Source organism: Oceaniradius stylonematis, from assembly GCF_003149475.2.
GTDB lineage: Bacteria > Pseudomonadota > Alphaproteobacteria > Rhizobiales > Rhizobiaceae > Roseitalea > Roseitalea stylonematis.
In genome coordinates, this window is the sequence record NZ_QFWV02000008.1 from 1 (window position 1) to 26,745 (window position 26,745).

22 protein-coding genes and 2 pseudogenes are annotated in these 26,745 nt (G+C 65.9%); 7 read left to right on the top strand and 17 right to left on the bottom strand.

Translation table 11 applies throughout. The features are described 5' to 3' along the window. Positions 1 to 159: 159 nt before the first annotated feature. From DEM25_RS18450 to bchF, 14 genes and pseudogenes are all read right to left on the bottom strand, one after another. Positions 160 to 468 carry a DUF3623 family protein gene (locus tag DEM25_RS18450; protein WP_369406361.1) on the bottom strand — a complete coding sequence of 103 codons (309 nt, stop codon included), beginning with the start codon at positions 466 to 468 and terminating at the stop codon, positions 160 to 162. A gap of 64 nt (positions 469 to 532) precedes the next feature. Then, a pseudogene (locus DEM25_RS18215) lies at positions 533 to 1,015 on the bottom strand (DUF3623 family protein); the annotation flags it as partial. 9 nt (positions 1,016 to 1,024) lie between these two features. Then, positions 1,025 to 2,125 carry a magnesium-protoporphyrin IX monomethyl ester (oxidative) cyclase gene (gene acsF / locus DEM25_RS13190; protein WP_109766212.1) on the bottom strand — a complete coding sequence of 367 codons (1,101 nt, stop codon included), beginning with the start codon at positions 2,123 to 2,125 and terminating at the stop codon, positions 1,025 to 1,027. Continuing rightward, complete coding sequence (locus DEM25_RS13195) at positions 2,122 to 2,427, bottom strand: O2-dependent cyclase accessory protein (protein ID WP_109766213.1); 306 nt, start codon at positions 2,425 to 2,427, stop codon at positions 2,122 to 2,124. Before DEM25_RS13195 ends, acsF begins: the two co-directional genes overlap by 4 nt. Then, positions 2,424 to 2,906, bottom strand: coding sequence for a photosynthetic complex assembly protein PuhC (gene puhC, locus DEM25_RS13200; protein ID WP_109766214.1), 483 nt, complete (start codon positions 2,904 to 2,906; stop codon positions 2,424 to 2,426). The genes DEM25_RS13195 and puhC overlap by 4 nt, the downstream gene beginning before the upstream one ends. A gap of 9 nt (positions 2,907 to 2,915) precedes the next feature. Then, a complete protein-coding gene (puhB, locus tag DEM25_RS13205) occupies positions 2,916 to 3,587 on the bottom strand; it encodes a photosynthetic complex putative assembly protein PuhB (RefSeq protein ID WP_109766215.1) in 672 nt (223 codons plus the stop codon). Beyond that, a pseudogene (gene puhA / locus DEM25_RS13210) lies at positions 3,584 to 4,379 on the bottom strand (photosynthetic reaction center subunit H). The gene puhB and the pseudogene puhA overlap by 4 nt, the downstream one beginning before the upstream one ends. 22 nt (positions 4,380 to 4,401) lie before the next feature. Next, the gene (locus DEM25_RS13215; RefSeq protein ID WP_420578836.1) at positions 4,402 to 5,862 is read right to left on the bottom strand and encodes a BCD family MFS transporter; all 1,461 of its coding nucleotides are present in this window, start codon (positions 5,860 to 5,862) and stop codon (positions 4,402 to 4,404) included. After that, positions 5,862 to 6,587: a magnesium protoporphyrin IX methyltransferase gene (bchM, locus tag DEM25_RS13220; protein WP_109766217.1), complete on the bottom strand. Its 726-nt coding sequence runs from the start codon at positions 6,585 to 6,587 to the stop codon at positions 5,862 to 5,864. Before bchM ends, DEM25_RS13215 begins: the two co-directional genes overlap by 1 nt. A 1-nt stretch (position 6,588) precedes the next feature. After that, positions 6,589 to 7,530: a ferredoxin:protochlorophyllide reductase (ATP-dependent) iron-sulfur ATP-binding protein gene (bchL, locus tag DEM25_RS13225; RefSeq protein ID WP_109766218.1), complete on the bottom strand. Its 942-nt coding sequence runs from the start codon at positions 7,528 to 7,530 to the stop codon at positions 6,589 to 6,591. After that, positions 7,527 to 11,288 carry a magnesium chelatase subunit H gene (locus DEM25_RS13230; protein ID WP_109766446.1) on the bottom strand — a complete coding sequence of 1,254 codons (3,762 nt, stop codon included), beginning with the start codon at positions 11,286 to 11,288 and terminating at the stop codon, positions 7,527 to 7,529. The genes bchL and DEM25_RS13230 overlap by 4 nt, the downstream gene beginning before the upstream one ends. Beyond that, positions 11,263 to 12,861: a ferredoxin:protochlorophyllide reductase (ATP-dependent) subunit B gene (gene bchB / locus DEM25_RS13235; RefSeq protein WP_109766219.1), complete on the bottom strand. Its 1,599-nt coding sequence runs from the start codon at positions 12,859 to 12,861 to the stop codon at positions 11,263 to 11,265. The genes DEM25_RS13230 and bchB overlap by 26 nt, the downstream gene beginning before the upstream one ends. A 1-nt stretch (position 12,862) precedes the next feature. Then, positions 12,863 to 14,185, bottom strand: a complete 1,323-nt coding sequence (locus DEM25_RS13240; protein ID WP_109766220.1) for a ferredoxin:protochlorophyllide reductase (ATP-dependent) subunit N — start codon at positions 14,183 to 14,185, stop codon at positions 12,863 to 12,865. Then, complete coding sequence (gene bchF, locus DEM25_RS13245; protein ID WP_109766221.1) at positions 14,182 to 14,706, bottom strand: 2-vinyl bacteriochlorophyllide hydratase; 525 nt, start codon at positions 14,704 to 14,706, stop codon at positions 14,182 to 14,184. Before bchF ends, DEM25_RS13240 begins: the two co-directional genes overlap by 4 nt. Positions 14,707 to 14,970: 264 nt before the next feature. Between bchF and DEM25_RS13250 the strand changes: the two genes are divergently transcribed. The 6 genes from DEM25_RS13250 (at position 14,971) to DEM25_RS13275 (ending at position 21,274) form a co-directional block, all read left to right on the top strand. Further along, positions 14,971 to 15,918 carry a hypothetical protein gene (locus DEM25_RS13250; protein WP_109766222.1) on the top strand — a complete coding sequence of 316 codons (948 nt, stop codon included), beginning with the start codon at positions 14,971 to 14,973 and terminating at the stop codon, positions 15,916 to 15,918. 6 nt (positions 15,919 to 15,924) lie between these two features. Next, positions 15,925 to 17,361 (top strand): transcriptional regulator PpsR, encoded by a 1,437-nt coding sequence (gene ppsR / locus DEM25_RS13255; RefSeq protein WP_109766223.1) that lies wholly within the window; start codon positions 15,925 to 15,927, stop codon positions 17,359 to 17,361. A gap of 92 nt (positions 17,362 to 17,453) precedes the next feature. Further along, a complete protein-coding gene (gene chlG / locus DEM25_RS13260) occupies positions 17,454 to 18,368 on the top strand; it encodes a chlorophyll synthase ChlG (RefSeq protein WP_109766224.1) in 915 nt (304 codons plus the stop codon). A gap of 14 nt (positions 18,369 to 18,382) precedes the next feature. Beyond that, complete coding sequence (locus DEM25_RS13265) at positions 18,383 to 19,744, top strand: BCD family MFS transporter (RefSeq protein ID WP_109766225.1); 1,362 nt, start codon at positions 18,383 to 18,385, stop codon at positions 19,742 to 19,744. Between the two features lie 14 nt (positions 19,745 to 19,758). After that, on the top strand, positions 19,759 to 20,958 hold the full coding sequence (locus DEM25_RS13270; protein ID WP_109766226.1) for a geranylgeranyl diphosphate reductase: 1,200 nt from the start codon (positions 19,759 to 19,761) through the stop codon (positions 20,956 to 20,958). Between the two features lie 7 nt (positions 20,959 to 20,965). Next, the gene (locus DEM25_RS13275) at positions 20,966 to 21,274 is read left to right on the top strand and encodes a hypothetical protein (protein WP_109766227.1); all 309 of its coding nucleotides are present in this window, start codon (positions 20,966 to 20,968) and stop codon (positions 21,272 to 21,274) included. Here DEM25_RS13275 and DEM25_RS13280 read toward each other — a convergent pair. Beyond that, positions 21,243 to 21,707, bottom strand: a complete 465-nt coding sequence (locus DEM25_RS13280; protein WP_109766447.1) for a TspO/MBR family protein — start codon at positions 21,705 to 21,707, stop codon at positions 21,243 to 21,245. The two genes, DEM25_RS13275 and DEM25_RS13280, sit on opposite strands and share 32 nt — an antisense overlap. 67 nt (positions 21,708 to 21,774) lie before the next feature. After that, positions 21,775 to 22,242, bottom strand: coding sequence for an Lrp/AsnC family transcriptional regulator (locus DEM25_RS13285; RefSeq protein ID WP_109766228.1), 468 nt, complete (start codon positions 22,240 to 22,242; stop codon positions 21,775 to 21,777). 100 nt (positions 22,243 to 22,342) lie between these two features. Between DEM25_RS13285 and putA the strand changes: the two genes are divergently transcribed. Further along, on the top strand, positions 22,343 to 25,855 hold the full coding sequence (gene putA, locus DEM25_RS13290) for a bifunctional proline dehydrogenase/L-glutamate gamma-semialdehyde dehydrogenase PutA (protein WP_109766229.1): 3,513 nt from the start codon (positions 22,343 to 22,345) through the stop codon (positions 25,853 to 25,855). 9 nt (positions 25,856 to 25,864) lie between these two features. Here putA and DEM25_RS13295 read toward each other — a convergent pair whose 3' ends face one another. Next, a complete protein-coding gene (locus tag DEM25_RS13295; RefSeq protein ID WP_109766230.1) occupies positions 25,865 to 26,632 on the bottom strand; it encodes an SDR family NAD(P)-dependent oxidoreductase in 768 nt (255 codons plus the stop codon). Between the last annotated feature and the right edge of the window lie 113 nt (positions 26,633 to 26,745).

The following is a 26,745-nucleotide window of genomic DNA, read 5'->3' on the forward strand; positions in this document are numbered from 1 at the left end:
ACATCGTGGGTCGAGCCGTCCCCGCGGTGCCGCGTCGCACGCGGAAAACACCCGCGCTGGCGCTCAAGCTCCGCAAAAACACGGTAGTTGCCTCCATCGTGCAAACCGGAGAGCGCCCTTTCAAAATGCTGCTCGAAATTGTCCATGACGGTTCCCCTTTCAACCCGTGGCCGGCGCTGCGCTTTTGGCAACGCGGCCGTCTTCTTGTGATGATTGCAATTGCTTGGCGGCGCCCTGGCCGCGGCGGATGAAGCCCGATCCGGTGCGCCCCGTCGCCCAGCTCCAGAGCGCGGCGTCGCGCACCGGAAGGACCAGGAACAGATGTTCGACCAGACCCAGAAACGCGAACGCCGCCATCAGCGACCATCCTGTGATCGCCGCCGGATCGGCGGAAGTGGCGGCCATATAGACGCTCGCCGTCAGCAGCCCCGTGACGATGACGACCGATACGATGAAGAATGCGTGCACCCGGTCGGTGCGGAAATAGCTGGTCAGATAGGNCCATGCGCGCCGGCAGGATCTCGCTGACCGCGTTCGGCGCGCCCAGAAAGACGTTCAGCTTGGTCAGAAGACGCATGACCCACATCAGCGCGAAGACCATCCAGCAAAACGGATTGGCAGCGCCCCACAGCACCGCCAAGAGCACCGCGCCGGTGGCGAACAGCGCCAGTTCGTGATCGCGCACCGCCGCCCAGGCCAGGCGGAAGCGATGTCGGCCACGCGTTCCGACGGGCAATCGCGTCTTGCGTGGCCCCGTCACATGGCCCGTCAGGAAACTGATTTCGTGAAACGCCCAGATCAACAGCGCGGCGAAAAAGGCGCCATAGACCGCCGCGACCGAAAGGCTGGATGCGGTCGCAAGCGCAATCGCGATCCCGGCAACGCCAAGCGCCGACGCCGGGATCAGCATGTAGAGCGGGTCGGGCACCGGCCGGCGCGCCGCCACGATGACCGCGCCGGTGGCGAGCCACCAGGCGGTCACGGCAACGGCGAATGCGGCAAGTGCCAGACCCATCGTCGCCCCCTACCAGACCGGCTGCAGCCGGCTGGTTGCCGGGATCTCGTTGGACAGCGTCGGGATCATGTAGAGCCGGGCGAAATTGACCCCGGCGCGCAGCCCGTGCCAGCCCTTCTTGATCCGGCCGGCCACCCCGCCCTGCGCATGCGCCCTTGCCATCGCATCGTTGATGGCAACCATGCGCTTGAAGCCGGCGACCAGAGCGGGATTGTCCAGATCGAGCATGACCGGGAAGACCTGCTTTGAAATCTCCGTCGTCAGGCGGAAGACCTTCCAGTCGTAATCGTCGATATCGACACCGAGCGCCTCGTGGAACGCCGGGCGCTGATAGTCGCGCACATGCATGGTCACGAAGACCGCCAGCAGGAAGAACTTGATCCACAGCTTGTTGCGGCCTTCCAGCAGCTTCGGATCGGCCCGCATCAGAAGCGAGAACGCCTCGCCATGGCGGAACTCGTCGTTGCACCATTCCTCGAACCATTTGAAGATCGGATGGAAGCGCTTGTCGGGGTGCTTTTCCAGATGCCGGAAGATGGTGATGTAACGCGCATAGCCGATCTTCTCGGACAGGTATGTCGCGTAATAGATGAACTTCGGCCGGAAATAGGTGTACTTCTTGGCCTTGGCCAGAAAGCCCATATTGACCCCGATATTGAACTCCTTGAGCGCGTCGTTGATGAAGCCGGCATGGCGGCTTTCGTCACGGCTCATATGGCCGAACAACTCGCAGATTTCCTTGTTCGTGCCGCGCCGCTTCATCTCCTTGTAGAGCACGCAGCCGGAAAACTCGGCGGTCAGCGAGGAGACGAGGAAGTCGATGAACTCCTTGCGCAGTTCATCGGGCAGCGCATCGATGTCGATGTCGTCCCAGTCCTCATTGCGCTTGAAATGGCCCTTGTTGGGGTCCGAGCGCAACTCGTCCATCAGCGCGTCCCATTCGGCGCGCACCGGCGTGACGTCGATCCTGTCCATCTCGTCGAAATCGGTGGTGTAGAAGCGCGGATTGAGCATGGTCGTCTCGTGCGCCATGCGGGTGGTCTCGTTCTGCGCCTCGAGCGGCGCGGCGGCCTTCTTGCCGGCGATCGGCGTATCGACATGGGTGTTCATAGCGCAGCCTCCTCGGAGAAGCTGAACTCGCACAGCTCCATGAATTCGAAATCGCCCGTCGCGCGGGTCCATGCCCGTTCAAGGGCGCTGGCGCGGGTAATGGTGGCGGTGCGTTCGAACGTGGCGGTCTCGCCATAGGGCACCGAGACCGGCGCGCCATGCACGAGCACCTCGTCGCCGGGTTCGACGCCCACGCCATTGTCGAAACGCAGATGCGCGCCCAACTGCTCGAACGTGTTGTTGATTTCGACCGTACACGGCACATCTTCCCGCGTCCGGGCGATCAGACCGATCAAACTCATTTCTGTCCTCCATTGTGCGCGGCGACACGCTCGGCCAAGGCCAGCGATTCCGCGCGGTTGAACGCATTCAGGCTGATGCGGTCGCCGGTCTTTGTGTCCTCCAGGAAGACCGAGCCGCTGCCGATGCGCAGCACCGCAAAGGTGCGGGTGCTTTCTTCACTCGCCGGGCCGCGCATCCGCTGAAGGGAGCGCAGCGCGCCGGCAAGAAACTGGTCGCGTGCCTTCGGGTAGGACGCGATGGTCGTGTCCGTCGCCGGGTCGACGACATGGATGGTGCCGGACACATCGCGCCGGACCATGACATGGCCCGTGTCGACGATCGCATTGGCGCCCGTGTGAACGACGCCATGCCCGGTCAGATTGGCGAAGGTGACCGAGATGAGCGTGAACGCAACCAGACCGGCACCCATCAACAGGGGAACCCACTTGACTGCCGTTCCGTGCTGGTGCCGATGGTCGCTGGCCGGGATACCGCTCATCTCAGTCTCCTATTCCGCCGCCTGCGGGAAGGCGGAAAGACCGCCCTCGACCGTTGCGACCGGAGCCTCGTCGACCGCATGCGTGCGCGCCAGATGGGCGTGGAGCTGCGTCGACAGCAGGTCCGTCACCTCGGACACATCGTCGAGGCCGATCATCTGCGGCTCGGGGCGGCCCATGCGCAGGCCGCGCACATGCGGCCAGAAGACAAGCCATGCCAGCCGCACATCGGGCTTGAAGCGCAGCGCGATGTCCCCGCTGCCGCCGGCCCGCTTGCGCACGTCGACGGCCTCGATCTCCGAGAAAGGCAGGTTGAACGCCGTCGGCAGGGCCACGCCGAACTTCATAACGATGCGCCGGGTCGTGATCGTGTAGATCGTCGTCCTGTGGACGCCCCAGGCGTACCATTCGAATAGCCCGACAACGATCGCGCCGGCCGCCGCCATGATCACGAGCGAGACGACGATATCGTCCGCGGCACGGCCGAAATAGAAGCCGGTGATCAGCAGCCATGCCAGCATCACGCCGAAATAGGCGGCGATCCAGCGCGTCTTCATCACATGGCGGCCCACTGCACGGGCGTTCGGACGGCCCTGCCAGATGATATGCTCGCCGGCGGGCAGCGGCCCCGGAAGGCCGTTATTGGCGCCTTCGTCGAACTCTGGAGCGATGAAGCCTGTCATATGTAGGCCTCCTGACGCTCCGGCGTCGCATAGAGCAGACCGGCGCCGAAATAGGCCATGATCTTCTCTTCCTCGAGCAGCGTGATCTCTTTCTTCTTTTTGGTGCCCGGCACCATGGCGAACTGTTCGCCGGTGATCGCATGCACGTAAAAGACCTTCTCGCGGTCGCGCGGGGTTTTGACGACGACGAAGTTCATCGGCACCAGCACGCGCCGCGGCGCGTCGCCGACTTCCGTCTCGATCTCAAGGAACCGGATCATGTGCTCCATCCGGTCGACCCAGACATCGGTGACCCGGCCGGCGACGATGCTGTCGCAGCCGACGACGCGCAGGCCGCGCGGATCCATGTCGCCCTCAGCGATGGTGATCGTCGCGTCCTCGCGCATCGGCACGATCTTCGGAGCGCCATTGTGCAGCATGTCGGGCACGTTCGCCCGCGCGGTCCAGGCGCCGGGGCCGATGCCGTCGAGCATCGGCATGTCGTTTTCAGGCTGCCACGGCGCGCCGGAGAACTGGCCGACCTGCGCGCCTTTCAGATTGGCCGGGTCCGCATTGGCATCGCCCCGGCCGTTGGGCGCGTGCACGACGCCATGGCCATGGGCAAGATGGAATGCCTTGGGCGCCGGGGTGAACAGCCAGGAATCGCCGTCCTTTTTGCCNCGCATCGTCTTCCAGCGGGAAGCCCTCGCGGCGGCTCTCACGCTGCAGGTAGAAGATGAGGCCGGCAAAGAACACCCAGAACACGTAGAGCGTCACTTGCGCGACATCGATGTACCCTGTGATTTCAACCATGGTTGTTCTCCTGGTTCATGGTTCATCCGGGCAGTTCGGCGATGCCGAACCGGCGGATTGGTTGATGGTCCGTGCTGCGGCGGCGTGCACGCCCGACCAGCGGGCCGAGCGCCACGAGGCTCGCAAACAACAGACCGATTTCGATGTGATAGACGACGCCGTAACCGGCGGCCGGTGCCGAAAGCGCCGATCCGGTCATGCCCGCCTCGACGGCGAAATTGACCGCGTCGCGGATGAAACCGCCAAGCGCCAGGCCGACCCCGATCGCGGTCGCCTGCACCGCGCCCCAGGCGCCGATGGCAATCCCGCTGTCGGTGGTGTCGGAAACCTCCATCGCCGCCAGCATGGTGCAGACGGCGAACAGGCCACCGCCCAGCCCGATCAGCGCGGTGCCGATGCGGAACAGCGTCGGCGATTGCAGCGGCTCGGCGAAAACGACGGCGGAAAAGGCGACGACCCCGATCATCGCGCCAAGCCCGGCCAGACGGTACATGTCGCGGCCCATGGCCAGCCAGCGGCCTGCCAACGCGAAGCCGACGAGTGTGCCGGCAGCCCATATCGCGGTCAAAAGCGTGGTCGCCGAGACCGAAAGGCCCAGCACCTCGCCGCCATAGGGCTCGAGCAGAACGTCCTGCATGGCAAAGCCGGCGGCGCCCAGCGCCACGGCCACCAGAAGGCGCACGGTGCGGTCGTCCTTGCAATAGCCGGTGAAGGCTTCGCGGAAGGTGGGAACGGCACGGTCGGCGCGGGTCAGCTCGGCGTTGCGCGGCTCCTGCTTCCACAGCGCGATGCCGTTGATGACAAGCGTTGCGACCGCCGCGCCCTGCACCACGCGGATCAGCGTGATCGCGTCGAAGTCGGCCAGCATCCAGCCGAACGCAACCGCGCTGACCATCATGCCGACCAGCAGCATCACATAGGCCAGCGCGACGACGCGCGGCCGGTTGTCGGGCGCGGCAAGATCGGTGGCGAGCGCAAGCCCCGCGGTCTGCGTCATGTGCATGCCGATGCCTGTCAGAAGGAAGGCGAGCGCGGCACCGGCGGGCCCGGCCCATTCGGGGCCGGTGGTCTGCGATTGCAGCAACAGCAGCGCGAACGGCATGATGGCGAGGCCGCCGAACTGCAGCATCGAACCCAGCCAGATATAGGGAACCCGGCGCCAGCCCAGCACCGACTTGAACGTGTCCGACCGGTAGCCGATCAGGACGCGGAACGGTGCGGCAAGGACCGGAATGGCGATCATCGCCGCCACAAGGCTGGTGGCGACGCCCAGTTCGACGATCATCACCCGGTTCAGAGTGCCTGTCAGCAGCACCGTGGCCATGCCGACGGAGATCTGGAACATGCAAAGACGCAGCAGCCGGCCGAGCGGCAGATCCTCGGTGGCGGCATCGGCGAACGGCAGCCATCGCGGGCCGACATTCTGCCACATCGACCAGGCCGAACGCTTCCTGCGCGGATAATGGATGCCGCCAAACGCCATCAGCGCCGCACCTCCATTGCCTGCGAAATGTAAAAGCCGCTTGAAATGCGCGTGGTGCGCCCCATGCGCCAGCCTGCCATGTCGTCGCGCGCCTCGAGCATGCCCGACAGCCGGTCGGGCCGCACCGGCTCGATGCCCGGCGAGCGGTCGCTGCGCGGAAACATCTGCCCGATGGCGTGCATGGCGGCCAGCATCGGCGTGCGCGGCGCGATCGTGAACACCATGGCCCGCTCTGTGCGCTGGCCGAGCGCGGCGATGGCCGCGACCGCGTCGTCGGTGCGGTAATGAATCAGCGAATCCATCGCGAACACCGCATCGAAGCGGCCATGGTCGGCCGACAGCATGTCGCCGGCCACAAATCGCGCTGTCCCGGCCACAGGCTCCTTGCGCTCGATCTCGGCAAGACGGTCGCGCGCAAATCCGACCATCTGTTCGGACAGATCGATGCCGAGCACATCGGCGCCGCGCCGCGCCAGTTCGAACGAGGCGACGCCCGAGCCGCATCCCGCATCGAGCACGCGCCAGCCGGAAAGATCGTCCGGCAGACAGGACAGAAGCGTTGCGCGCATCCGGTCCCGGCCCTCGCGCACCGTCTGGCGGATGCGGCTGACCTTTTCGTCGGTCACCAGCTTCTTCCAGCCATCGACCGCCGTCCGGTCGAAATAGACCTCCAGCTCGCCACGCCGCTTGGCGTATGTTCCGCTATGGACGTCCGCGGTCGTCATCTCAGTCGAACCCCAGAAAATCGAAAATGTCGCGGTCCTTCATCGGCTCGGCCTTCAATTCGTCCGTGCCGGCCCAGAGCTGTTCGGCCAGTTGCAGATATTCGTCCTGGATCGCCTTGATCTCCGGATGATCGCCCATCTCGAACAGGGTCGACTTCTTCAGGCGCGATTTGCGCACCTCGTCGCTGTCGGGGATGTGCGCCAGGCGCTTGAGGCCGATCGCGTCGTTGTAACGGTCGATCTGGTCGGTCTCGCGCGACCGGTTGGCGATCACGCCGCCGAGCCGGACATCGTAATTCTTCGACTTGGCCTTGATGGCGGCGACGATCCGGTTCATCGCGAAGATGGAATCGAAGTCGTTGGCGGCGACGACCAGCGCCCGCTCGGCATGCTGGAGCGGCGAGGCGAAGCCGCCGCAGACCACATCGCCAAGAACGTCGAAGATGACGACGTCGGTGTCTTCGAGCAGATGATGCTCCTTCAACAGCTTGACCGTCTGGCCGACCACATAGCCGCCGCAGCCGGTGCCGGCCGGCGGTCCGCCCGCCTCGACGCATTGCACGCCATTATAGCCCTCAAAGACGAAATCCTCCGGCCGCAGCTCCTCGGGGTGGAAGTCGACTTCTTCGAGAATGTCGATCACCGTCGGGATCAGGCTCTTGGTCAGCGTGAAGGTGGAATCGTGCTTGGGATCGCAGCCGATCTGAAGGACGCGCTTGCCGATCTTGGAGAACGCAACCGAAAGGTTCGACGATGTCGTCGACTTGCCGATGCCGCCCTTGCCGTAAATGGCGAACACCTTGGCGCCGTCGATCTCCATGGTCGGGTCCAGATGCACCTGGACGCTGCCCTCGCCGTCCTCGCCCTTTTCCGCCCTGCCGGCGGCCTTGGCCAGCGCGCGGGCATCCCGCTCGGCGGTCTTTGGATGGGTAAACACGTTCATGCGGCCACTCCCACGGTGTTGATTCCCTCGACGCGGTCTTCCAGCTCTTCGCTGGCCGCGCACAGGGCTTGCCAGGTTTCTTCGTCCGGCTGCCAATAGTCGCGCTCCGACGCCTCGATCAGCCGCCCGGCCAGCTTGGCGCTGGCCTTCGGGTTCAAATCGGCGAGCCGCTTGCGCATTTCCGCGTCGAGCACGAAGGTTTCGGCGATGTTCTTGTAGACCCAGGGTGCGACCTTGCCGGTCGTCGCCGACCACCCCAGCGTGTTGGTCACCTGGCTTTCGATCTGCCGGACGCCCTCATAGCCATGGTCGAGCAGCGCCTCGTAGAATTTCGGGTTCAGCGTGCGCGTGCGCGTTTCCAGCGAAACCTGTTCGTCGAGCGTGCGCACCTTGCCCTTGCCCGAGGTCTGGTCGCCCACATAGACCTGCGCGTCGCCGCCGCCGGCCTTCCTGATCGCCCGCGAAATGCCGCCGAGCGTATCGAAATAATGGTCGATCGAGGTGATGCCGAGCTCCACGGACTCGATGTTCTGGTAGGCCGCGTCGACATCCTTGAGGATCGTGCCCAGCATCTCGGCGCGCTGCACCGGCTTGCCGTCCTTGCCATATGCGAAGCTCTTGCGGCGCGTATAAGTGTCGGCGATCTCGTCCTCCTCATCCCAGGCACCCGAATCGATCAGCATGTTGACGTTCGAGCCATAGGCGCCGGCCGCATTGGAGAAGACCCGCAGCGCCGCGGTTTCCATGTCGCAGTCGTGCTGCTCGGCATAGGTCAGCGCATGCGCCCGGATCGGGTTGAGATCGAGCGGTTCGTCGGCCATCGCCGCCTGCAGGCTGGCATCGGCCAGAAGGCGCGTCTGCAGCGGCATCAGATCGCGGAAGATGCCCGAAAGCGTCATCACAACGTCGATGCGGGCGCGGCCCAATTCGTCGAGCGGCATCAGATCGGCGCCGGCCAGCCGGCCGAACCCGTCGAACCGCGGCACCGCGCCGATCAGCGCCAGCGCCTGTGCGATCGGTGCCCCCTCCGACTTGAGGTTGTCCGTGCCCCAAAGCACCATGGCGACCGATTTCGGCAGGTCGCCGCCATTGTCGGCGGCAAAGCGCGCGACCAGCAATTCGGCCTGCTTGCGCCCGTCCTGCACCGCATAGGCGCTCGGCAGGCGGAACGGGTCGAACCCGTGCACGTTGCGGCCCGTCGGCACGATCGCCGGCGAGCGGACGATATCGCCGCCTGACACGGGGTGGACGTAGCCGCCATCGAGCGCATGGACCAGCGCCGGCAGTTCATGGTCCGACCGCAGATCGTGATCGAGCCGCGCCAGGGTCTGCACCGCTTCGGATGCCCGTCCGCCCTGCTGCTGATAGGCTTCCAGCGCCCCGTCGATGCCCAGATCGCCGACGCCGTTTTCGCCCATCGCGACATTGACCGCTTCGAGCAGGTCGCGGCGTTCATCGTCGGAAACCGGCTCGCCGACGACATGAAGACCATGCGGAATCAAAGTCTCTTCGAACTCGGCCAAATCCTTTATCAGGCTTGGGATTTCGGCATGGCCTCCCTCGCCCCATTCGGCGTCTTCGGCCACCAGATCGAGCGCGGTGGCCTGCGCCTTGATGGCGATCGCAAGCTCGTTGCGCTCGGTGACCGCCTGCGGTTCGAGCCCGCGCCACCGATCGATGGTGGATTTGAGATCCGCCAGACCCTTGTAGAGCCCGGCATGGGCGACCGGCGGCGTCAGATGGCTGATCAGCGTCGCCGCCGACCGGCGCCGCGCGATCGCGCCCTCGGACGGGTTGTTGGCCGCATAAAGATAGAGATTGGGCAGATCGCCGATCAGCCGGTCCGGCCAGCAATCGCCGGACAGGCCCGCATGCTTGCCCGGCATGAATTCGAGCGCGCCATGGGTGCCGAAATGCAGCACCGCATCGGCGCAGAAATCATCTTTCAGATAGCGGTAGAAGGCGGCGAACGCGTGGGTCGGCGCAAAGCCCTTCTCGAACAGAAGGCGCATCGGGTCGCCCTCATAGCCAAAGGCCGGCTGGACCCCGACGAAGACATTGCCGAAATGGTGGCCCATCACGAAGATGTCGCGGCCATCGGTCTGCTGCCGGCCCGGCGCCGGGCCCCACTGCGCCTCGATCTCGGCGAGGAACGGCTCGCGCCGCACATGGGTGTCCGCATCGATCCGCGCGGCGACATTGGCCGGCGTGCCGTGGCTGTCGGCATTTCCGCCCAGGATCATGTCACGTAGCGCGTCGGCGCTTTCAGGCACCTCGACGCTGTAGCCCTCGGCCTTCAGCGTCTTGAGCGTGTTGTGCAGCGAGCGGAAGACCGACAGATAGGCAGCCGTGCCCGTCGCTCCGCCATTGGGCGGGAAATTGTAGATGATCGCGGCGATCTTGCGGTCGGCCCGCGCGCGCCGGCGCAGCGCGACGATCTTTGCGACCCGGTCGGCCAGCATCTCGGCCCGGTCGGGGCAGCACTGCATGTCGCGGCCATTGATCCGGTTGTCGAAGGTGCAGCGCCGCGAACAGCCGGCGCACGGGCCCGACCCGTCATTGCGCCCGCCATAAAGGATCGGTCCGGTGGCGCCGTCGATCTCGGGCAGCGAGACCATGATGGTCGCCTCGATCGGCGTCAGCCCCTGTTCGCCGCCGCCCCATTGCTGCAGGCTCTGGAACTCGCTGGCAAAGGCCGAGATGTAGGGCACGTCGAGCCTGCCCAGCAGCTCCTCGGCGGCCACCGCGTCATTGTAGGCCGGACCGCCGACCAACGAGAATCCGGTCAGGGAGATCACGCTGTCGACGGCGGCCCGGCCATCTCTCATGAAGTATTTTTCGATTGCCGGCCGCGCATCGAGCCCGGAGGCGAACGCGGTGACGACCTTCAGGCCCTTGGCCTGCAAGGCGTCGATGACGCCTTCATAATGCGCGGTGTTGTCGGCCAGGACATAGGAGCGCATCACCAGAAGGCCGACAGTGCCGGCCTTGCCCTTGCGGCCCGCGGCGCGCTCATAGGCGGCCAGATCGTCGGTCACGCGGCCTTTCAGCTTGGGGTGGTAGAGCCCGACATCGGGATAGATCGCCGGATCGGCGGGCTTGACGATCGTGCGCAGCACCTCGCGCGGACCCTTGGCGTAGCGCGATATCAGGAACCGGACCAAGTTTGCGATGTTGTCGTCGGAGCCGGCCAGCATGTACTGCATGGTCAGGAAGTAGGCCCGTACATCCTGCGCCTTGCCCGGAATGAAGCGCAGCAGCTTGGGGATCTGCCGCAGCATCTTCATCTGCCCGGCGCCGGCCGAACCGGATTTCGTCTTCTTGCCGCGCAGGCGCTTGAGCAGGCCCAGCATGCCGCCGGTCGGGTTGGCCATGTTGAACTCGCCGAGCCTGGTCAGCTTGACGATCTCGGCCGCCGACAGCGTGCCGACCATGACGTCGTTGGTCTCGCGGGCCTCTTCCAGCCATGGCTGGATCATCTTGATGTGGTCTTCGAGGAAAACCATGTTGGCGATGACGATGTCGGCGGCCGCGATGTCCTCGCGGGCTCGCGCCATCGCGTCCTCGTCGCCCGCCCATTCGGTCACCGCATGAAGGCTCAGCGAAAGCCCCGGCAGCTCGCGGCGCAGGATCGCCCGCGCGCGCTCGACGGTCGACGCCATGTGGCTGTCGAGGGTGACGATGGTGATCCGGATCGGTGTCGCCGCAGGTGATGCGGCGGCCCGACCGACCTCATCGGCCGAAATGGGCTTTTGCATCATAGAGCGTCTCGATCGTGATCGGGTTCACGCCTTTTTCGGTCGCGAACAGTTCGGTGTTCCTACGCGCTTTTCCGCGCACGAAGAACGGGATTTTCCTCAGCTCTTGTTCGGCATCGCTTGTCCAGGACAGGGACCCGAAGCTCGCCGCCATGCCTTCATTCGCCACAAGATCCTGCGTTTTATCATCAGGCGCGGTCCGGGCTTCGGGTATCTCGATGGTCTCATGGTTCGCCCCGGCATGCAATGCCGCCAGATGCGAGGCCTGCGCACCGTCGTTGAATTCGAAGTCCTCGCGGAACATGCCCAGCAGATGCTCTTCCAGCCCCATGACCAGCGGGTGCACGAAACTGTCGAACATCACGTTCGCACCCTCGAACCCCATGAAGGGCGAATAGCGCGCCGGGAAATCCTGGACATGGACGGGCGCCGAGATCACTGCGCAGCCGATCCTCAGGCGCTTGGCGATGTGCCGTTCCATCTGCGTGCCGAGCACCAGCTCGGGCTGGGCGGCAACGATCGCGTCCTCGACCTCCAGATGATCGTCGGTGATGAGCGCTTCGACACCGTACTGCTGAGCCGCAGCGCGAACGTCGCGCGCGAACTCGCGGCTGTAGGTGCCAAGGCCGCAGACCTTGAAGCCCAGCTCGTGTTCGGCAACCCGGGCGGCGGCAATCGCATGGGTGGCATCGCCGAAGATGAAGACCCGCTTGCCCGTCAGATAGTTGGAATCGATCGACCGCGAGTACCAGGAAAACCGTTCGTCCGCCTCGGCGATCACCGGCTCGGGATCGGTGTCGGTGAGCGCGGCCACCTCGCGGACGAATTCGCGAGTCGCGTTGACGCCCATCGGCACCGTCTCGACGACGGGCTGCCGATAGGTCCGCTTGAGCCATTGCGCCGCTGTTCCGGCGATTTCGGGATAGAGCACGACGTTGAAGTCGGCGTTCGGCAGCCGGGTCAGATCGTGCGGCGTCGCGCCCATCGGCGCGACCACATTGACCGCAACGCCCAGCGCACCCAAAAGCCGCGTGATCTCGGTGACATCGTCGCGATGGCGGAAGCCGAGCGCGGTCGGCCCCAAAATGTTGCACGACTTCGGCGCGCCTTCGGGCTTTGGTTCGGGCGTACGCCCGCCGGCCAGCCCGCGCACGAGCTGGAAGAAGGTTTCCGCCGCGCCCCAGTTTTCCTTCTTCTGGTAGGACGGCAGTTCGAGCGGGATCACCGGGACGTTCAGGTCGAGCGTCTTGGCGAGCCCGCCCGGATCGTCCTGGATCAGTTCGGCCGTGCACGATGCGCCGACGATGATCGCCTGCGGGTCGAACCGCTCGACGGCCTCCCTGCAGGCGGTCTTGAAAATCTCGGCGGTGTCGGCGCCCAGATCGCGCGCCTGGAAGGTCGTGTAGGTGACCGGCGGGCGTTCCTTGCGCCGCTCGATCATCGTGAACAGAAGATCGGCATAGGTGTCGCCCTGCGGCGCGTGCAGAACGTAATGCAGCCCCTTCATGCCGGTGGCGACGCGCATCGCCCCCACATGCGGCGGTCCCTCATAGGTCCAGACGGTCAGCTGCATGTCAGACCTCCACCTGAAGGAGATCGCGGCGGCGGATCGGCCGGGCAAACAGTTCGGCCAGATCGCCCGCCTGCTCGTAGCCCTGGATCGGCGTGAAGGCGAATTCGATCGACCATTTGGTGGTGCGGCCCTCGGCCTCGAACGGATTGCCAAGACCCATGCCGCAAATGATCAAATCGGGATCGTCGGCGCGGCAGCGGTCGATCTGCTTGTCGACATCCTGCCCCTCGGCAAGCCGCACCGTATCGGGCAGCAGCGCCAGATCGGGCGCCATGTGGCCCTTGTTCAGATAGGGCGTGCCCACTTCGAGGATGTCGGCGCCGGCCTCGCGCGACAGGAAACGCGCCAGCGACGGCTCCATCTGGCTGTCGGGGAAGAAGAAGACGCGCTTGCCTTCGAGCCGTTCACGATAGAGCGAGACCGCCTTGGCGGCGCGCTCACGGCCGGCACCGGTGATCGCATCGAACCGGTCGCCCGGCACGTCGAACGCGTCCGCCGCCGCCCTGAGCCAGGCGGTCGTGCCCTCTTCGCCCAGCGGAAACGGCGCGATCAAGACGTCGGCGCCCCTGCGGGCTAGCAGCTTGGCGGTCTCGGTCAGATAGGGCTGTGCCATCAGCACGGTCGTATTGGCGCCGATCGGCGGAACCTCGCCAGCCGCACGCGCCGGCAGGAAATGCACATTGTCGATGCCAAGACCGTTGAAGATGCGCGTGAACTGGTCCTCGACGACATCGGCGAGGCACCCGGCAACCAGCAACTGGCGCGGAGCGTCCGGCGCGGCCTTCGGCGTCGCCTCGACCAGAGCATGCAGGAAATTGTCCTCGCCCTGGGTGAAGGTCGTTTCGATGCCCGAACCCGAATAGGACAGGACCCGCACATGGGGCGCCATGCGCGCATTGAGCTTTTGCGCGGCGCGGCCCAGATCGAGCTTGATCACCTCGGACGGGCACGAGCCCACAAGCACGAGCATGCGGATATCGGGCCGCCGCGCGATCAGCCGATCGACGACCTTGTCGAGTTCCTCATACATGTCGGCCATGCCGGACAGGTCGCGATCGTCGATGATCGCGGTGCCGAATCGCGGCTCGGCGAAGATCATGACGCCCGCCGCCGACTGCATCAGATGGGCGCAGGTGCGCGAGCCGACGATCAGGAAGAAAGCGTCCTGCACCTTGCGGTGCAGCCAGATGATCGAGGTCAGCCCACAGAAGACTTCATGCTGGCCGCGCTGCTTGATCGGCGCAACGTCGGTGCAGCCGGCGGCGCCTTCCCCGTTCGCACGAGCTTCGGCGGCGGCGATGTGCGGGGGAACGTGCCGGTTCATGACGCCGCCCCCATCGGCAGGCCGCCGGTCTTGCCCGCCTGAATTCTCGGGTCGCCGAGCCGAGCCTGGCGCAGTTTCCACACAAATTGTGCCGCGTTGACCACATAGGCGGCATAGGCCGCCAGCGCGAGCGCCATCAGCGGCACCGGGGCCAGCAGACCGCCCAGCGTGGCAATCAGATAGGCGGTGTGCAGCGCCAGAACCGCCATGGAAAACACATCTTCCCAGAAGAAGGCCGGCGCGAACAGATAGCGGCCGAATACGACCTTCTCCCAGATCGCGCCGGTGATCATGATGGCGTAGAGCACCATCGTCTTGACGATGATCGATACATCGGCGGCCCAAAGCCCCTCGCCCGTCCAAAGATAGCGAAGGATGAGGATCAGGCTGACCGCGAAGACAGCGAACTGAACGGGCGCGAGTATGCCCTGCACCAGCGTCCAGCGCGAATTGTCGCGGCGCACGCGCTGTTCGGGCGTATACAATTGGAATGCAGCGCTGTTTCGGGTTCGGCGCGTCATCGTCGCAACGGCTTCAAGCCATCCTCCCTGACCTGGGAAGAAATCTAGACCGCCATTTTGCAAAGTGTCAACTTTAATTGACGTTTATTTTTGTTTACAATCGCGCATCGCTGTTCCATCCTTGATCCGTTGGGGTTGGTCGCACGAGCGCAAAGCCGGGTGCCGGCCAATAACCGGTCGCCGTCCCTGGCAGGAAAATCGGGGCCCGCGTAGCGTGGCCATCTTCATGCGCGATCGGGAACGCGGCACGCCGCGTAACAAGCCATGACGGAAGAACGAGACGACGTTTCGGGGTTCGACGAACACCCCATGCCCATCGATGCCGACCGGGTCGGCGCCCATGTGCATGCCGGCACGCGAATCGATCTTTACAGCGGTTCGCGCGGCTCGGCGCTGAACGGGACCGACCGGCACCGGTTCCACCGGATCATCGGCACCGCGATATTCGAACGGACCAGCCGCCGGTTCGGCAATCCGCAGCGCGCCGACGGCGCCGACGCGGAGACCGACGCAGCCCTCATCGACAGCATCAAGACCGCCCTCTACGAGCGTGGCGATGTCGCGGCCGATCCCGCCGTCCGGCGTCTTCTGCGCAAGGAAGCCGCGGCGCGGCCCAAGCTGATGCTCTTCGAGCGCGTTGCCCGGTCGCTCGGCGATGACTGGTGCGACGACACGCGCAGCTTTTGGGCGGTAACGATGGCGATGGGCCGTCTCCAGGTACTGCTGCGCACGACCCTGGCGACCGCGCCGCGCCCCACCGACGGCAACGAGACCGGCCATGCCCTTCTGACCTTTCCGGCGGGCGAGGACCACCATTTCGGCCATTGCGTGCTCGACGAGATGTTCCGGTCACGCGGTTGGGTGACCCGCATGCTCCAGCAGGAAACGCCGTCGGACCTGGCCGGCCACCTGACGCGCCATCGCTACGATCTGGTCTGCCTGTCCTGGTCGACCGGCGCACTCGACCGGATGGCCGCCGCGGCCATGTCGGCGATCGATGCCATGCCGGCCGCCGAGCGCCCGGCCGTCATCGCCGGCGGCGTTGCCAGCACCGCAAACCGGCGCTGGATGGTGCGTCTGGGAGTTGATCAAGTGTGCGACACGGCCTATGGCGCGATCGGCATTGCGGAATCCCTGCTGGCCGACCGGCGTGTCCGGACGGCATTACCGGACCGCGAAACGAAAAAAGAGCCTATCGAAAGGGCCGGATGAGCGCTGATGGAAAAGCAGGTCTCCCGTCACAATCATCGCATTTTCGGCCGGTCCGCCCGGCTTTTCGACCAAGCCGGTCCTGAAGCGAGTGCGTTTCTCGCCTCCGTCGGCGCCGACGTGTCATTGCTCCTGTCGGCCGAGGGCGACATTATCGATGTTGCCTATCGCGACCCATCGCTCGAACGTTACGGCATCGACGACTGGATCGGCCGCGCCTGGCGCGACACGGTGACCGTCGAATGCGTCGACAAGATCGACGCGCTGATCGAGGAAAACGCCAAGACCGGCACGACAAGGCGCCGTCAGGTCAACCATCCCGCATCCGGCATGCAGGATCTGCCCGTCGACTACACGCTTCTGACCGTCGAAGGCATGCCGTGGCGGCTGGCGCTGGGCGAGGACATGCGAAAGCTGTCCGAACTGCAGCAGCAGCTCGTGCGGACCCAGGCCGAACTGGAGACCGAGTATCGCAAGATCAGGGACGCCGAGAGCCGCTACCGGACCATCTTCCACAAGACCGCGCAGGCGATCATCGTCATCGACGGCGAAAGCCACGCGGTCATCGACATCAATCTGACCGGCGCCAACCTTCTGCACCAGCCTGCCGAACGCATCATCGACAAGCCGGTGCTGCAGCTGATCGAGCGTGAGGACCGCGCGAAACTGACCGATGCGCTGAATGCGGCGCGCCACGGCGGCACCCGGCAGAACCTGACGCTCCGAGCTGCCGGCCATCCCGAACCGCTGCTCGGCGTCATCGAACCCTATCGCGAAAGCGGCCGCGGCAACCTCATGCTGTCGCTGGTCCCCGCCGCCGCGGCCAGCGCCCATGCAGCCCCCGAGGGCGCCGACACCGCTCTGCTGGACAGCTTCCCGGAGGCGCTGGTGCTGATCGACCGCAAAGGCATGATCAGCATCGCCAACGACCCGTTCCTCGACCTCATCCACGTCCTCAACAAGTCGTTGGTGGTCGACCGCAATCTCAACAACTGGCTCGGCGCCTCCTCGGTCGATCTGCAGGTGCTCCTGTCGCGGGTCCGCGAGGAAGGCCAAGTCCGCCAGTTCTCCACCGTCATCCGCGACGAGCTGGGCACCACCCGAACCGTTGCCGTGTCCGCCGCGCGCATGAGCGGCGATGCCGACGATCAGCGCATCGGCGTCGTCATCACCGAAGCGAGCCGGCGCGACAGCCAGTTCGCCGTGCCCGCGCCCGGCGTCGAGAGCGGATCGTCCGACTTTGCAGAACTGGTCGGCCGCGTGCCGCTCAAGGACCTGATCCGCGAGGCGGTCGATGTCATCGAGAAGATGTGCATCGAGGCGGCCCTGCGCCAGACCGACAACAATCGGGCCTCGGCCGCCGACATGCTCGGCCTGTCGCGCCAGAGCCTTTACATCAAGCTTCGCCGCCACGGTCTCGAGGATTTCGGCAACGCATCCAGCTAGGCATTGCATCCGCGTCAACTGGCGCGCATTTTTGACAGTTCATACTGTCAATTCTGATTGACACTTTCGCCTGTCAGACTTAGCGTTCCGGCATGGACGCGACCACCGCACCCCAGACACGGCCCGCCTTTCCCGCGCCGAGCGCGGTGCTGGCGCTGCTCAAGCCCATCACATGGTTTCCCCCCATGTGGGCCTATGCCTGCGGCACGGTTTCGGTCGGCGCCGTCAGCCCCGAACGCTGGCCCTACATCATTGGCGGCATCATCCTGGCCGGCCCGCTGATCTGCGGCGGCAGCCAGGCGATCAACGACTGGTTCGACCGCCATGTCGACGCGATCAACGAGCCCGACCGGGTGATCCCGTCGGGCCGCATGCCCGGCCGCTGGGGGCTTTACATCGCGCTGATATGGACCGTCCTTTCATTTGCCGTGGCGGCGTTGCTCGGCCCGTGGGTCCTGGTCGCGGCGACGATCGGAATCGCGTTCGCCTGGGCCTATTCCATGCCGCCCTTCCGCCTGAAGCTGAATGGCTGGTGGGGCAACGGCGCGGTCGGCTTTTCCTATGAGAGCCTGCCCTGGATGACGGCAGCCGCCGCCGCGCTCGGAACGCTCCCGCCCGGCCCGGTGCTCGTGGTCGCGCTCCTCTATGGCCTTGGCGCGCACGGCATCATGACGATCAACGATTTCAAGGCGATCGAGGGCGACACGCAGATGGGCGTGCGCAGCCTGCCCGTACAGTTGGGCGCAAAGCGCGCCGCGCTTGTCGCAAGCCTCGTTATGGCGGTTCCACAAGCCATTGTGATCGCCATCCTTTTCGCGCTTGCCATGCCATGGCACGCCGCGGCGATTGCCGTGCTGCTGCTGGTCCAGGCCGGCGCCATGGTCCGCTTCGTGGGCAACCCGCTCAAATTCGATGTCTGGTTCAGCGCCATCGGCGTGGGCCTTTACGTCACCGGCATGATGATCGCCGCGTTCGCCTTGCGGGCGGCGACAGCTCCAACGGTCTGAGGAGGCACGACAAGATGTTCCAGACCCGCGCCCTGTTCCTGACACGCACGCCGGGCCTTTCCTGGGTTGCCATCGTCCGGCTCGGCCTCGTTCAGGCGGCGCTCGGCTCGATCGTCGTCCTGACCACCTCGACGCTCAACCGCGTGATGGTCGTCGAACTCTCGCTCGCCGCGGTCGTTCCCGGCATGCTGGTCGGCCTGCATTATGCGGTGCAGCTCGGACGGCCCCTGTGGGGTCATGCCTCCGACAGGGGCGGCAGCCGCACACGCTGGATTCTCGGCGGCCTCGCGCTGCTGGCGATTGCCGGCACGGGGGCGGCGGCAACGACGCTCCTGTTCGAACAGGGTTTCTGGCTCGGCATGACCGCCGCGCTCGTCGCCTTCACATTCATCGGCTTTGGCATCGGCGCGTCCGGCACGTCGCTTCTGGCGCTTCTGGCAAGCCGCACCGCGCCCGAGCGGCGGCCCGCGGCGGCGACGCTCGTCTGGATGATGATGATCGCCGGCATCGTGATCACCGCGATCGTCTCGTCGGTCTTCCTCGACCCCTATTCGCACATGCGGCTGGTCATCATCACCGCGATATCCGGCACAATCGCCTTGTCCATCGCCGCGCTTGCCGTCCTCGGCATCGAGCGGACCACCGCCGAGATCCGCGATCCCGGCGAAGCGGACCGGCACAGCGCGACCTTCGGCGAGGCGCTGCGCGAGATCTGGCACGATCCGGCCGCTCGGATCTTCACCGTTTTCGTCTTCGTCTCGATGCTCGCCTACCAGACGCAGGACCTCATACTGGAGCCGTTCGCGGGGCTCCTGTTCGGCCACACGCCCGGCGAATCCACCGCGCTTGGCGGCATGCACCACGCCGGCGTGTTCCTCGGCATGGCCTTTGTCGGCATCATCGGCAGCCTGTTTTCCGCGCGCCGGCCGGGTCTTTTGAAACTGTTCACCGTGGCCGGCTGCCTCGGCTCCGGCCTGGCGCTTGGCTTTCTGGCCGTTGCAGCGGGCGCCGCCCCCGCCTGGCCGCTTGAAGCCAACGTCTTCGCGCTCGGTTTTGCCAACGGCATGTTCGCCGTTGCCGCCATCGGCACGATGATGACGCTGGCCGGCCAGGGCCGCAAATCGCGCGAGGGCATCCGCATGGGGGTCTGGGGCGCCGCGCAGGCGATCGCCTTCGGCCTTGGCGGGTTCGTCGGCACCGTCGCCATCGACGTCACGCGCTGGCTGACGGGCGACGTCGCCCTGTCGTTTGCCGTCGTCTTCACCGGCGAGGCGGTGCTGTTCCTGATCTCGGCGATGATCGCCACATCCATCGGCGTCGCCACCGCCAACCGGCGGCAACCGGCCGGCCACGCGCCGCTCGCGCCGGCCGAATAGGAAGGAAAGACCCCATGTCCGACCATATCCACGATGTCATCGTCATTGGCGGCGGCCCCGGCGGGGCGACCGCAGCGCACGATCTTGCTGTTCAGGGTCACGACGTGGTGCTCGTCGACAAGGAAGGCCGCATCAAGCCGTGCGGCGGCGCGATCCCGACCAAGGCGATCAGCGAGTTCGCCATCCCGCAGGAGCAACTCGTCTCCAAGGCTCATGCCGCCCGCATCATCGCGCCCTCGGGCAAGTCTGTGGACATGACGATCGGCAATATCGGCTATGTCGGCATGGTCGATCGCGACAAGTTCGACCCCTGGCTGCGCGAGCGCGCCCGGCAGGCCGGCGCCGACTACATTGTCGGGTCGTTCAAGGGCCTCGACCAGAACGCCGACGGCACGGTCACCGCGCACATTGCCGACAAGGCGGACAAATCGAAGACCCACCGGATCACCGCGCGCATGCTGATCGGCGCCGATGGCGCCAACTCCGCCGTGCGTCGGACCGCGTTCGACAAGGCCAGGCAGCCGCCTTACGTCTTCGCCTACCACGAGATCGTCAAATCCCCGGCGACACCCGATCCGGCGAAGTTCCGCGCCGACCGCTGCGATGTCATTTATGACGGCCGCATCTCGCCGGATTTTTACGGCTGGGTGTTCCCGCATGGCGAACACACCTCGGTCGGCACCGGTTCGGCCGTGAAAGGCCATTCGCTCAAGGAAGCGACGCGCAAGCTGCGCGAGGATGCCGGGCTTGCCGACTGCGAGACGGTGCGCGAGGAAGGCGCGCCGCTGCCGCTCAAGCCGATGCGGTGCTGGGACAATGGCAAGAACATCGTCCTGGCGGGTGATGCGGCCGGTGTCGTCGCCCCCTCTTCCGGCGAAGGCATCTATTACGCGATGCTGACCGGGCGCCTGTGCGCCGACGCCGCCCTGGAGGCGATCGCAACGCAGCGGGCGACCGCGCTGAAGTCGGCCCGCAAGCGCTTCATGAAGGACCATGGCAAGGTCTTCTTCGTGCTCGGGATGATGCAGTATTTCTGGTATTCCTCCGACAAGCGCCGCGAGAAGTTCGTCACCATGTGCGCCGACCCGGACGTTCAGCGCCTGACCTGGGAAGGCTATCTGAACAAGAAGCTGGTGCGCCGCGACCCGCTCGCCCACCTCAAGATCATGGTCAAGGACACCGCCCAGCTTCTCGGCCTCGCCCGCACGACCTGAGCGCTCCGTGACCCTCGTCACCGATTGGCTGGCCGAAATTGCCGCGTCCGGCCGGCTGGCCGAGATCGCCATGGCGGTTCTGCTGTTGGAGCTGGCGGTTTTTCTGTTCGTCTACCGCACGCCCGCCGCGCGGCGCACGCTGATCTTCAACACGCTTTCGGGGCTGGCGCTGATGGCGGCGTTGCGCTCGGCCCTGATCGGCCATGGCGCTCTTGCGATCGCCGGCTTCCTGTCGCTGGGCTTTGTGATGCATCTGGCGGAACTGTGGTTCCGCCACCGCGCCTTCAGACGCGTGTCGGCACAGCGTCCGGATTGAGATCCAGCACCCGTTTGTTGAGCGCGAACGCGACGCTCACCCAGACCAGATACGGCACGAACAAAAGCGCCGCGGTGGTCGAGACCGGCCAAGCCAGAACGATGAAGGCGGCAATTGTCAGCCACATGGCCCCCGAATCGATCAGCGCCCAGTCCATGCGCCTGATGCCGAAGAAAAGGTAGGACCACAGCGCATTGAAGACGAGCTGCGCCAGCCAAAGCACCGTGACGATACCGAAGCCCTCGAGCCGCCACACGATCCAGCCGGCCGCCCCCATCATCAGGTACAGGATCGTCCAGACGACCGGGAACGCCCAGTTCGGCGGCGTCCAGCCGGGCTTGTCGAGCTTCTCGTACCATTCGCCGGGCTTGAAGATGCCGCCCGAGGCCGCGGCCACGGTGACCAGAAGGGCATAGACGATGGCGCTGATCATGGCGTTCTCCGGACGCTTGCTGCGCCGCACATAGTTTGCCACAGCCAGGCCGCAAGAGCGAGGCCGCTTACGCGCCGGTGTCCTTGACCGCCTCCATCGACACATAGGTCGAGGTGTTGGCGACATGCGGCAGCGCCGAGATCTTCTCGCCCAGCACCCGGCGATAGGAGGCAATATCGCGCGTGCGTACCTTCAAAAGATAGTCGAACGGCCCGGCGATCATGTGGCACTGCTCGATCTCGGTCAGCGCCGCCACCGCCTTGTTGAACGCCGTCAGCGCCGCCTCGGTCGTGTCGTTCAGCTTGACCTCGACAAAGGCGACATGCTCGCGCCCGATGCGGCGCGGATCGACCACCGCGCGGAAGCCGCGGATCACGCCGCTGTCGATCAGCCGCTTGAGCCGCGTCTGGCAGGGCGTCTTGGTCAGGCCGACCCGGCCGGCCAGCGTCGTCACCGGCATGCGCCCGTCCCGGCTCAGTTCCTCGACGATCCGGCGATCGAAACGGTCCAGATCGGCTTCAATCGCATGGTTCATCGGCAAAACTCCTGTTTGTCAGGCGATTTTCCATTCATATTGCCTTCCAGTTGCCGATCAAGGGGCAACATGCCTCGCTGCTGTGAGCTAGACTGGCGAAATGAACGACGCACCGCTCCCCCCATCCGATGCGTTGGCGTCCCATCGCCAACGCATCGCCCGCCTGCACCTGGCCGACGAGGCCGAGCCGCTGGCCGACATGGCATCCGCCGCGCCGATCGGTGACGAAGCGCGCAAGAACGCCCATCTCCGGGCCTCGGCGCTGGTGCGCGACATCCGCAAGATGGACACGCCCGGCCTGATGGAGGTGTTTCTGGCTGAATACGGGCTTTCGACCGACGAGGGCATCGCGCTGATGTGCCTTGCCGAGTCCCTGCTCAGGGTTCCCGACGCCGACACGATGGATGCGCTGATCGAGGACAAGATCGCCCCATCGGCCTGGGGCGAGCATCTGGGCCGGTCGGCTTCCTCGCTGGTCAACGCCTCGACCTGGGCGCTGATGCTGACGGGCAATGTGCTGCGCGATCCGCCCAAAGGCGGGTTCGCCTCGGTCATGCACGGCGCAGTGAAGCGGCTGGGCGAGCCGGTGATCCGCACCGCCGTCAAGCAGGCGATGCGCGAACTGGGCCGGCAATTCGTGCTCGGCCAGTCGATCGGCGAGGCCATGGAACGCGCGGCGGGGATGGAAGCCAGGGGCTTCACCTATTCCTACGACATGCTGGGCGAAGCGGCGCTGACCATGCGCGACGCCGACACCTATTACACGGCCTATATGGCGGCGATCAACGCCATCGGAAAGGCCGCAACGCATGGCGCGGTCAAGGACAATCCGGGCATATCCATCAAGCTCTCCGCCCTGCATCCGCGCTATGAGGAGCCGCAGCGCGGGCGTGTCCTCGCCGAACTCGTGCCGCGCGCGGCACAACTCGCGCGCCTTGCCGCCCGGGCCGGCATCGGACTGAACATCGATGCCGAAGAAGCGGCACGGCTCGAGCTGTCCCTCGATGTCATCGAACAGGTGATCGCCGATCCGGACCTTGCCGGCTGGGACGGGTTCGGCGTGGTCGTCCAGGCCTATGGCAAACGGGCGATGGCGGTGATCGACTGGCTTCATGCACTGGCCGAACGCCATGACCGGCGGATCATGGTGCGTCTGGTCAAGGGCGCCTATTGGGACAGCGAGATCAAATGGGCGCAGATGGCCGGGCTCGAAGGCTTTCCCGTCTTCACCCGCAAACCGGCGACCGATGCCGCCTGGCTGCACTGCGCGCGGCATCTGTTGAACCTGACGGACCGCATCTATCCTCAGTTCGCCACACACAACGCCCATTCGGTCGCGTCCGTCCTCGAAATGGGCGCGGACCCGAAGACATACGAGTTCCAGCGTCTGCACGGCATGGGCGAAAGCCTGCACACGCGCGTACTTCAAACTGAAGGAACGCGCTGCCGAATCTATGCGCCGGTCGGCGCGCACAAGGACCTTCTGGCCTATCTGGTTCGCCGGCTTCTGGAGAACGGCGCCAATTCCTCCTTCGTCAACCAGATCGTCGACAAGGCCGTCCCGCCCGAGACGGTTGCCGCCGACCCCTTCGACGCGCTCGCCAACGCCCCGGACCGGCAGGTGCGCCGGCCCGCCGACCTCTTCGCGCCCGAACGCGCCAACTCAAAGGGTTTCGACCTTTACGATCCGGCCGACATCGCCCGCATCGAAGACGCGCGGTCGCCATGGCGCGACCGCCAATGGGCCGCCGCGCCGTTGCTCGCAGAAGACCGCGACGACCCCGACCGCAAACCGGCGTCCGTCGTCAATCCGGCCAATGGCGACGATCATGTCGGCACGGTGCATGAAGCGACGCAAGCCGACATCGAGGCCGCACTTGGCGCGGCCCGACCATGGAATGCCGCGGTCGCCGACCGCGCCGCGGTCCTGAACGCCGCCGCCGGTCTTTACGAAGACAATTTCGGCGAACTGTTCGCCATCCTGACGCGCGAAGCGGGCAAGATCACCGAGGACGCCATCGCCGAACTGCGCGAGGCGGTCGATTTCCTCCGCTATTATGCGGCCGAGGCGCGGAAGGCGCCGGATGCCGAACCGGTCGGCACGTTTGCCTGCATCTCGCCCTGGAACTTCCCGCTTGCCATCTTCACGGGGCAAATTTCGGCGGCGCTGGCCGCAGGCAACGCCGTGATCGCCAAGCCCGCCGAAGCCACCGCGCTGATCGCGCACCGCGCCGTCGGACTTCTGCACCAGGCCGGCGTGCCGCGCACCGCGCTGCAATTGCTGCCGGGAAGGGGCGGCACCGTTGGCGCGGCGATCACCTCGGATCGGCGCGTCGGCGGCGTCTGCTTCACCGGCTCGACCGCGACGGCACAGACGATCAACCGCGCCATGGCCGGCAACCTCGCGCCGTCCGCGCCGCTGATCGCCGAGACCGGCGGCATCAATGCGATGATCGTCGATTCGACCGCCCTGCCCGAACAGGCGGTGCGCGACATCATCGTCTCAAGCTTCCGCTCGGCCGGTCAGCGCTGCTCGGCGCTGCGCGTTCTCTATCTGCAGGAAGATATCGCCGAGCCGTTCCTGAAAATGCTGTTCGGCGCCATGGACGAACTGGCCGTTGCCGACCCCTGGACCCTTTCGACCGACATCGGCCCGGTAATCGACGCCGCCGCACGCGACCAAATCCGCGCCTATATCGATGCCGCAGAAAAGACCGGCAACCTTCTGAAACGACTCGCCATTCCGGACCGCGGCACCTTCGTTTCGCCGTCGGTCATTCGCGTGTCCGGCATCGAGGAGGTCACGCGCGAGGTGTTCGGCCCGGTCCTGCATGTGGCGACCTTCGCCGCCGGCGATATCGACCATGGCGTGGCGGCGATCAATGCGACCGGCTACGGCCTGACCTTCGGCATGCACACGCGCATCGACGACCGCGTCGAGCAGATCGCTTCGGCGATCCATGCTGGCAACATCTACGTCAACCGCAACCAGATCGGCGCCATTGTCGGCTCGCAGCCATTCGGCGGCGAAGGGCTTTCAGGCACCGGCCCGAAGGCCGGCGGCCCGCATTATCTGCCGCGCTTTGGAAAACAGGCGGCCATTGCGGCCGAACCGGCGGCGGGACGGCCGGCAGCCGGATCGACCGTCCAGCAGCGGCTGGACCGCGTGCGCGGCGAGATCGCCACCGGGGCGCGCGAGACGCGCGACCTGCCCGGCCCCACAGGCGAGTCGAATCGCTGGTCGACCCATCCGCGCGGGCTGGTCCTGTGCCTGGGCCCGTCGCTCGACGACGCCCACGAACAGGCTCGCCAGGCGATGGCGGCAGGATGCGGGGCCCTGATGGTAGCGCCGGGCGCCTGCGGCGCCAATGTTGTCGATGGTGTGCTCGACCCCGACGACCTGGCCAGACTGGGCGGTTTCGACGCGGTCGCCTTCTGGGGCGATGAGGCGGCGGCCCGCGCCATGCGCCGGGCGCTGGCGGGCCGCGACGGGCCGATCGTGCCGCTGGCGACCGCGCGCGACATCACGCCCTGGTGCCTGATCGAACGGCATGTGTGCATCGACACCACCGCCGCCGGCGGCAATGCCTCGCTTCTCGCCGAGATGAGTTGAAACCGACGGTCAGCCCGCCGTCCAGCCGCCATCGACCAGAAGCGAGGTGCCGGTGACCAGCGCCGAGGCGTCCGACGCCAGGAACACCACCGCGCCCATAATGTCCTCGACCTCGCCGACCCGGCCGAGCTTGATCTTGTCGGCGATCCAGGCGACCCGGTCGGGATTGTCGAATGTTGCCTGCGTCAGCGGCGTGCGGATGAAGGTCGGACAGACCGTGTTGACGCGAATCCCGTGCGCGCCCCATTCGATCGCCATCGCCTTGGTCATGCCCTCGACCGCGTGCTTTGAAGCGCAATAGACCGCGCGGTCGATGCCGCCGACATGGCCCATCTGCGAGGACACGGTGATGATCGATCCGCCCTTCTCCGCCGCGGCCATGCCCCGCGCCACTTCGGTGGCAAGAAAATAGGCGCCCTTGAGATTGGCATCCATCACCGCGTCATAGTCGTCCTCGGTGGTCTCAAGCGCCGGCGCGTGCCGCGCCAGGCCCGCCGAATTGACCACCACGTCGAACGGTTTCTGTCCGGCAAGCGCCAGCCGCATGCCCCCGATATCGGCGACATCGAACGTCATGGCTTCTGCCGAAAAACCCGCCTCTCGGACCGCTTCGACGGCGGCGTCCAGCTTTTCGCGCCCGCGCGCGGCCATCACCACATGCGCTCCGGCTTCGGCCAGCGCGACCGCGCAGCCCAGCCCGATGCCGCTCGATGCGCCGGCGACCAGCGCGCGCCGTCCCTCCAGCCGGAATGAGGGCGTTTTGGGGAGATCGGTCATGATCGCGGCTCCTGTTGGGCGGCTCCGCGCTTAGCCCGATCCGCCAAGCCGATCAACGCGGCTCCAGACCGCAACAGCAGGTTAGACTTTCGTCTGCGACACTTGGCTTGGCG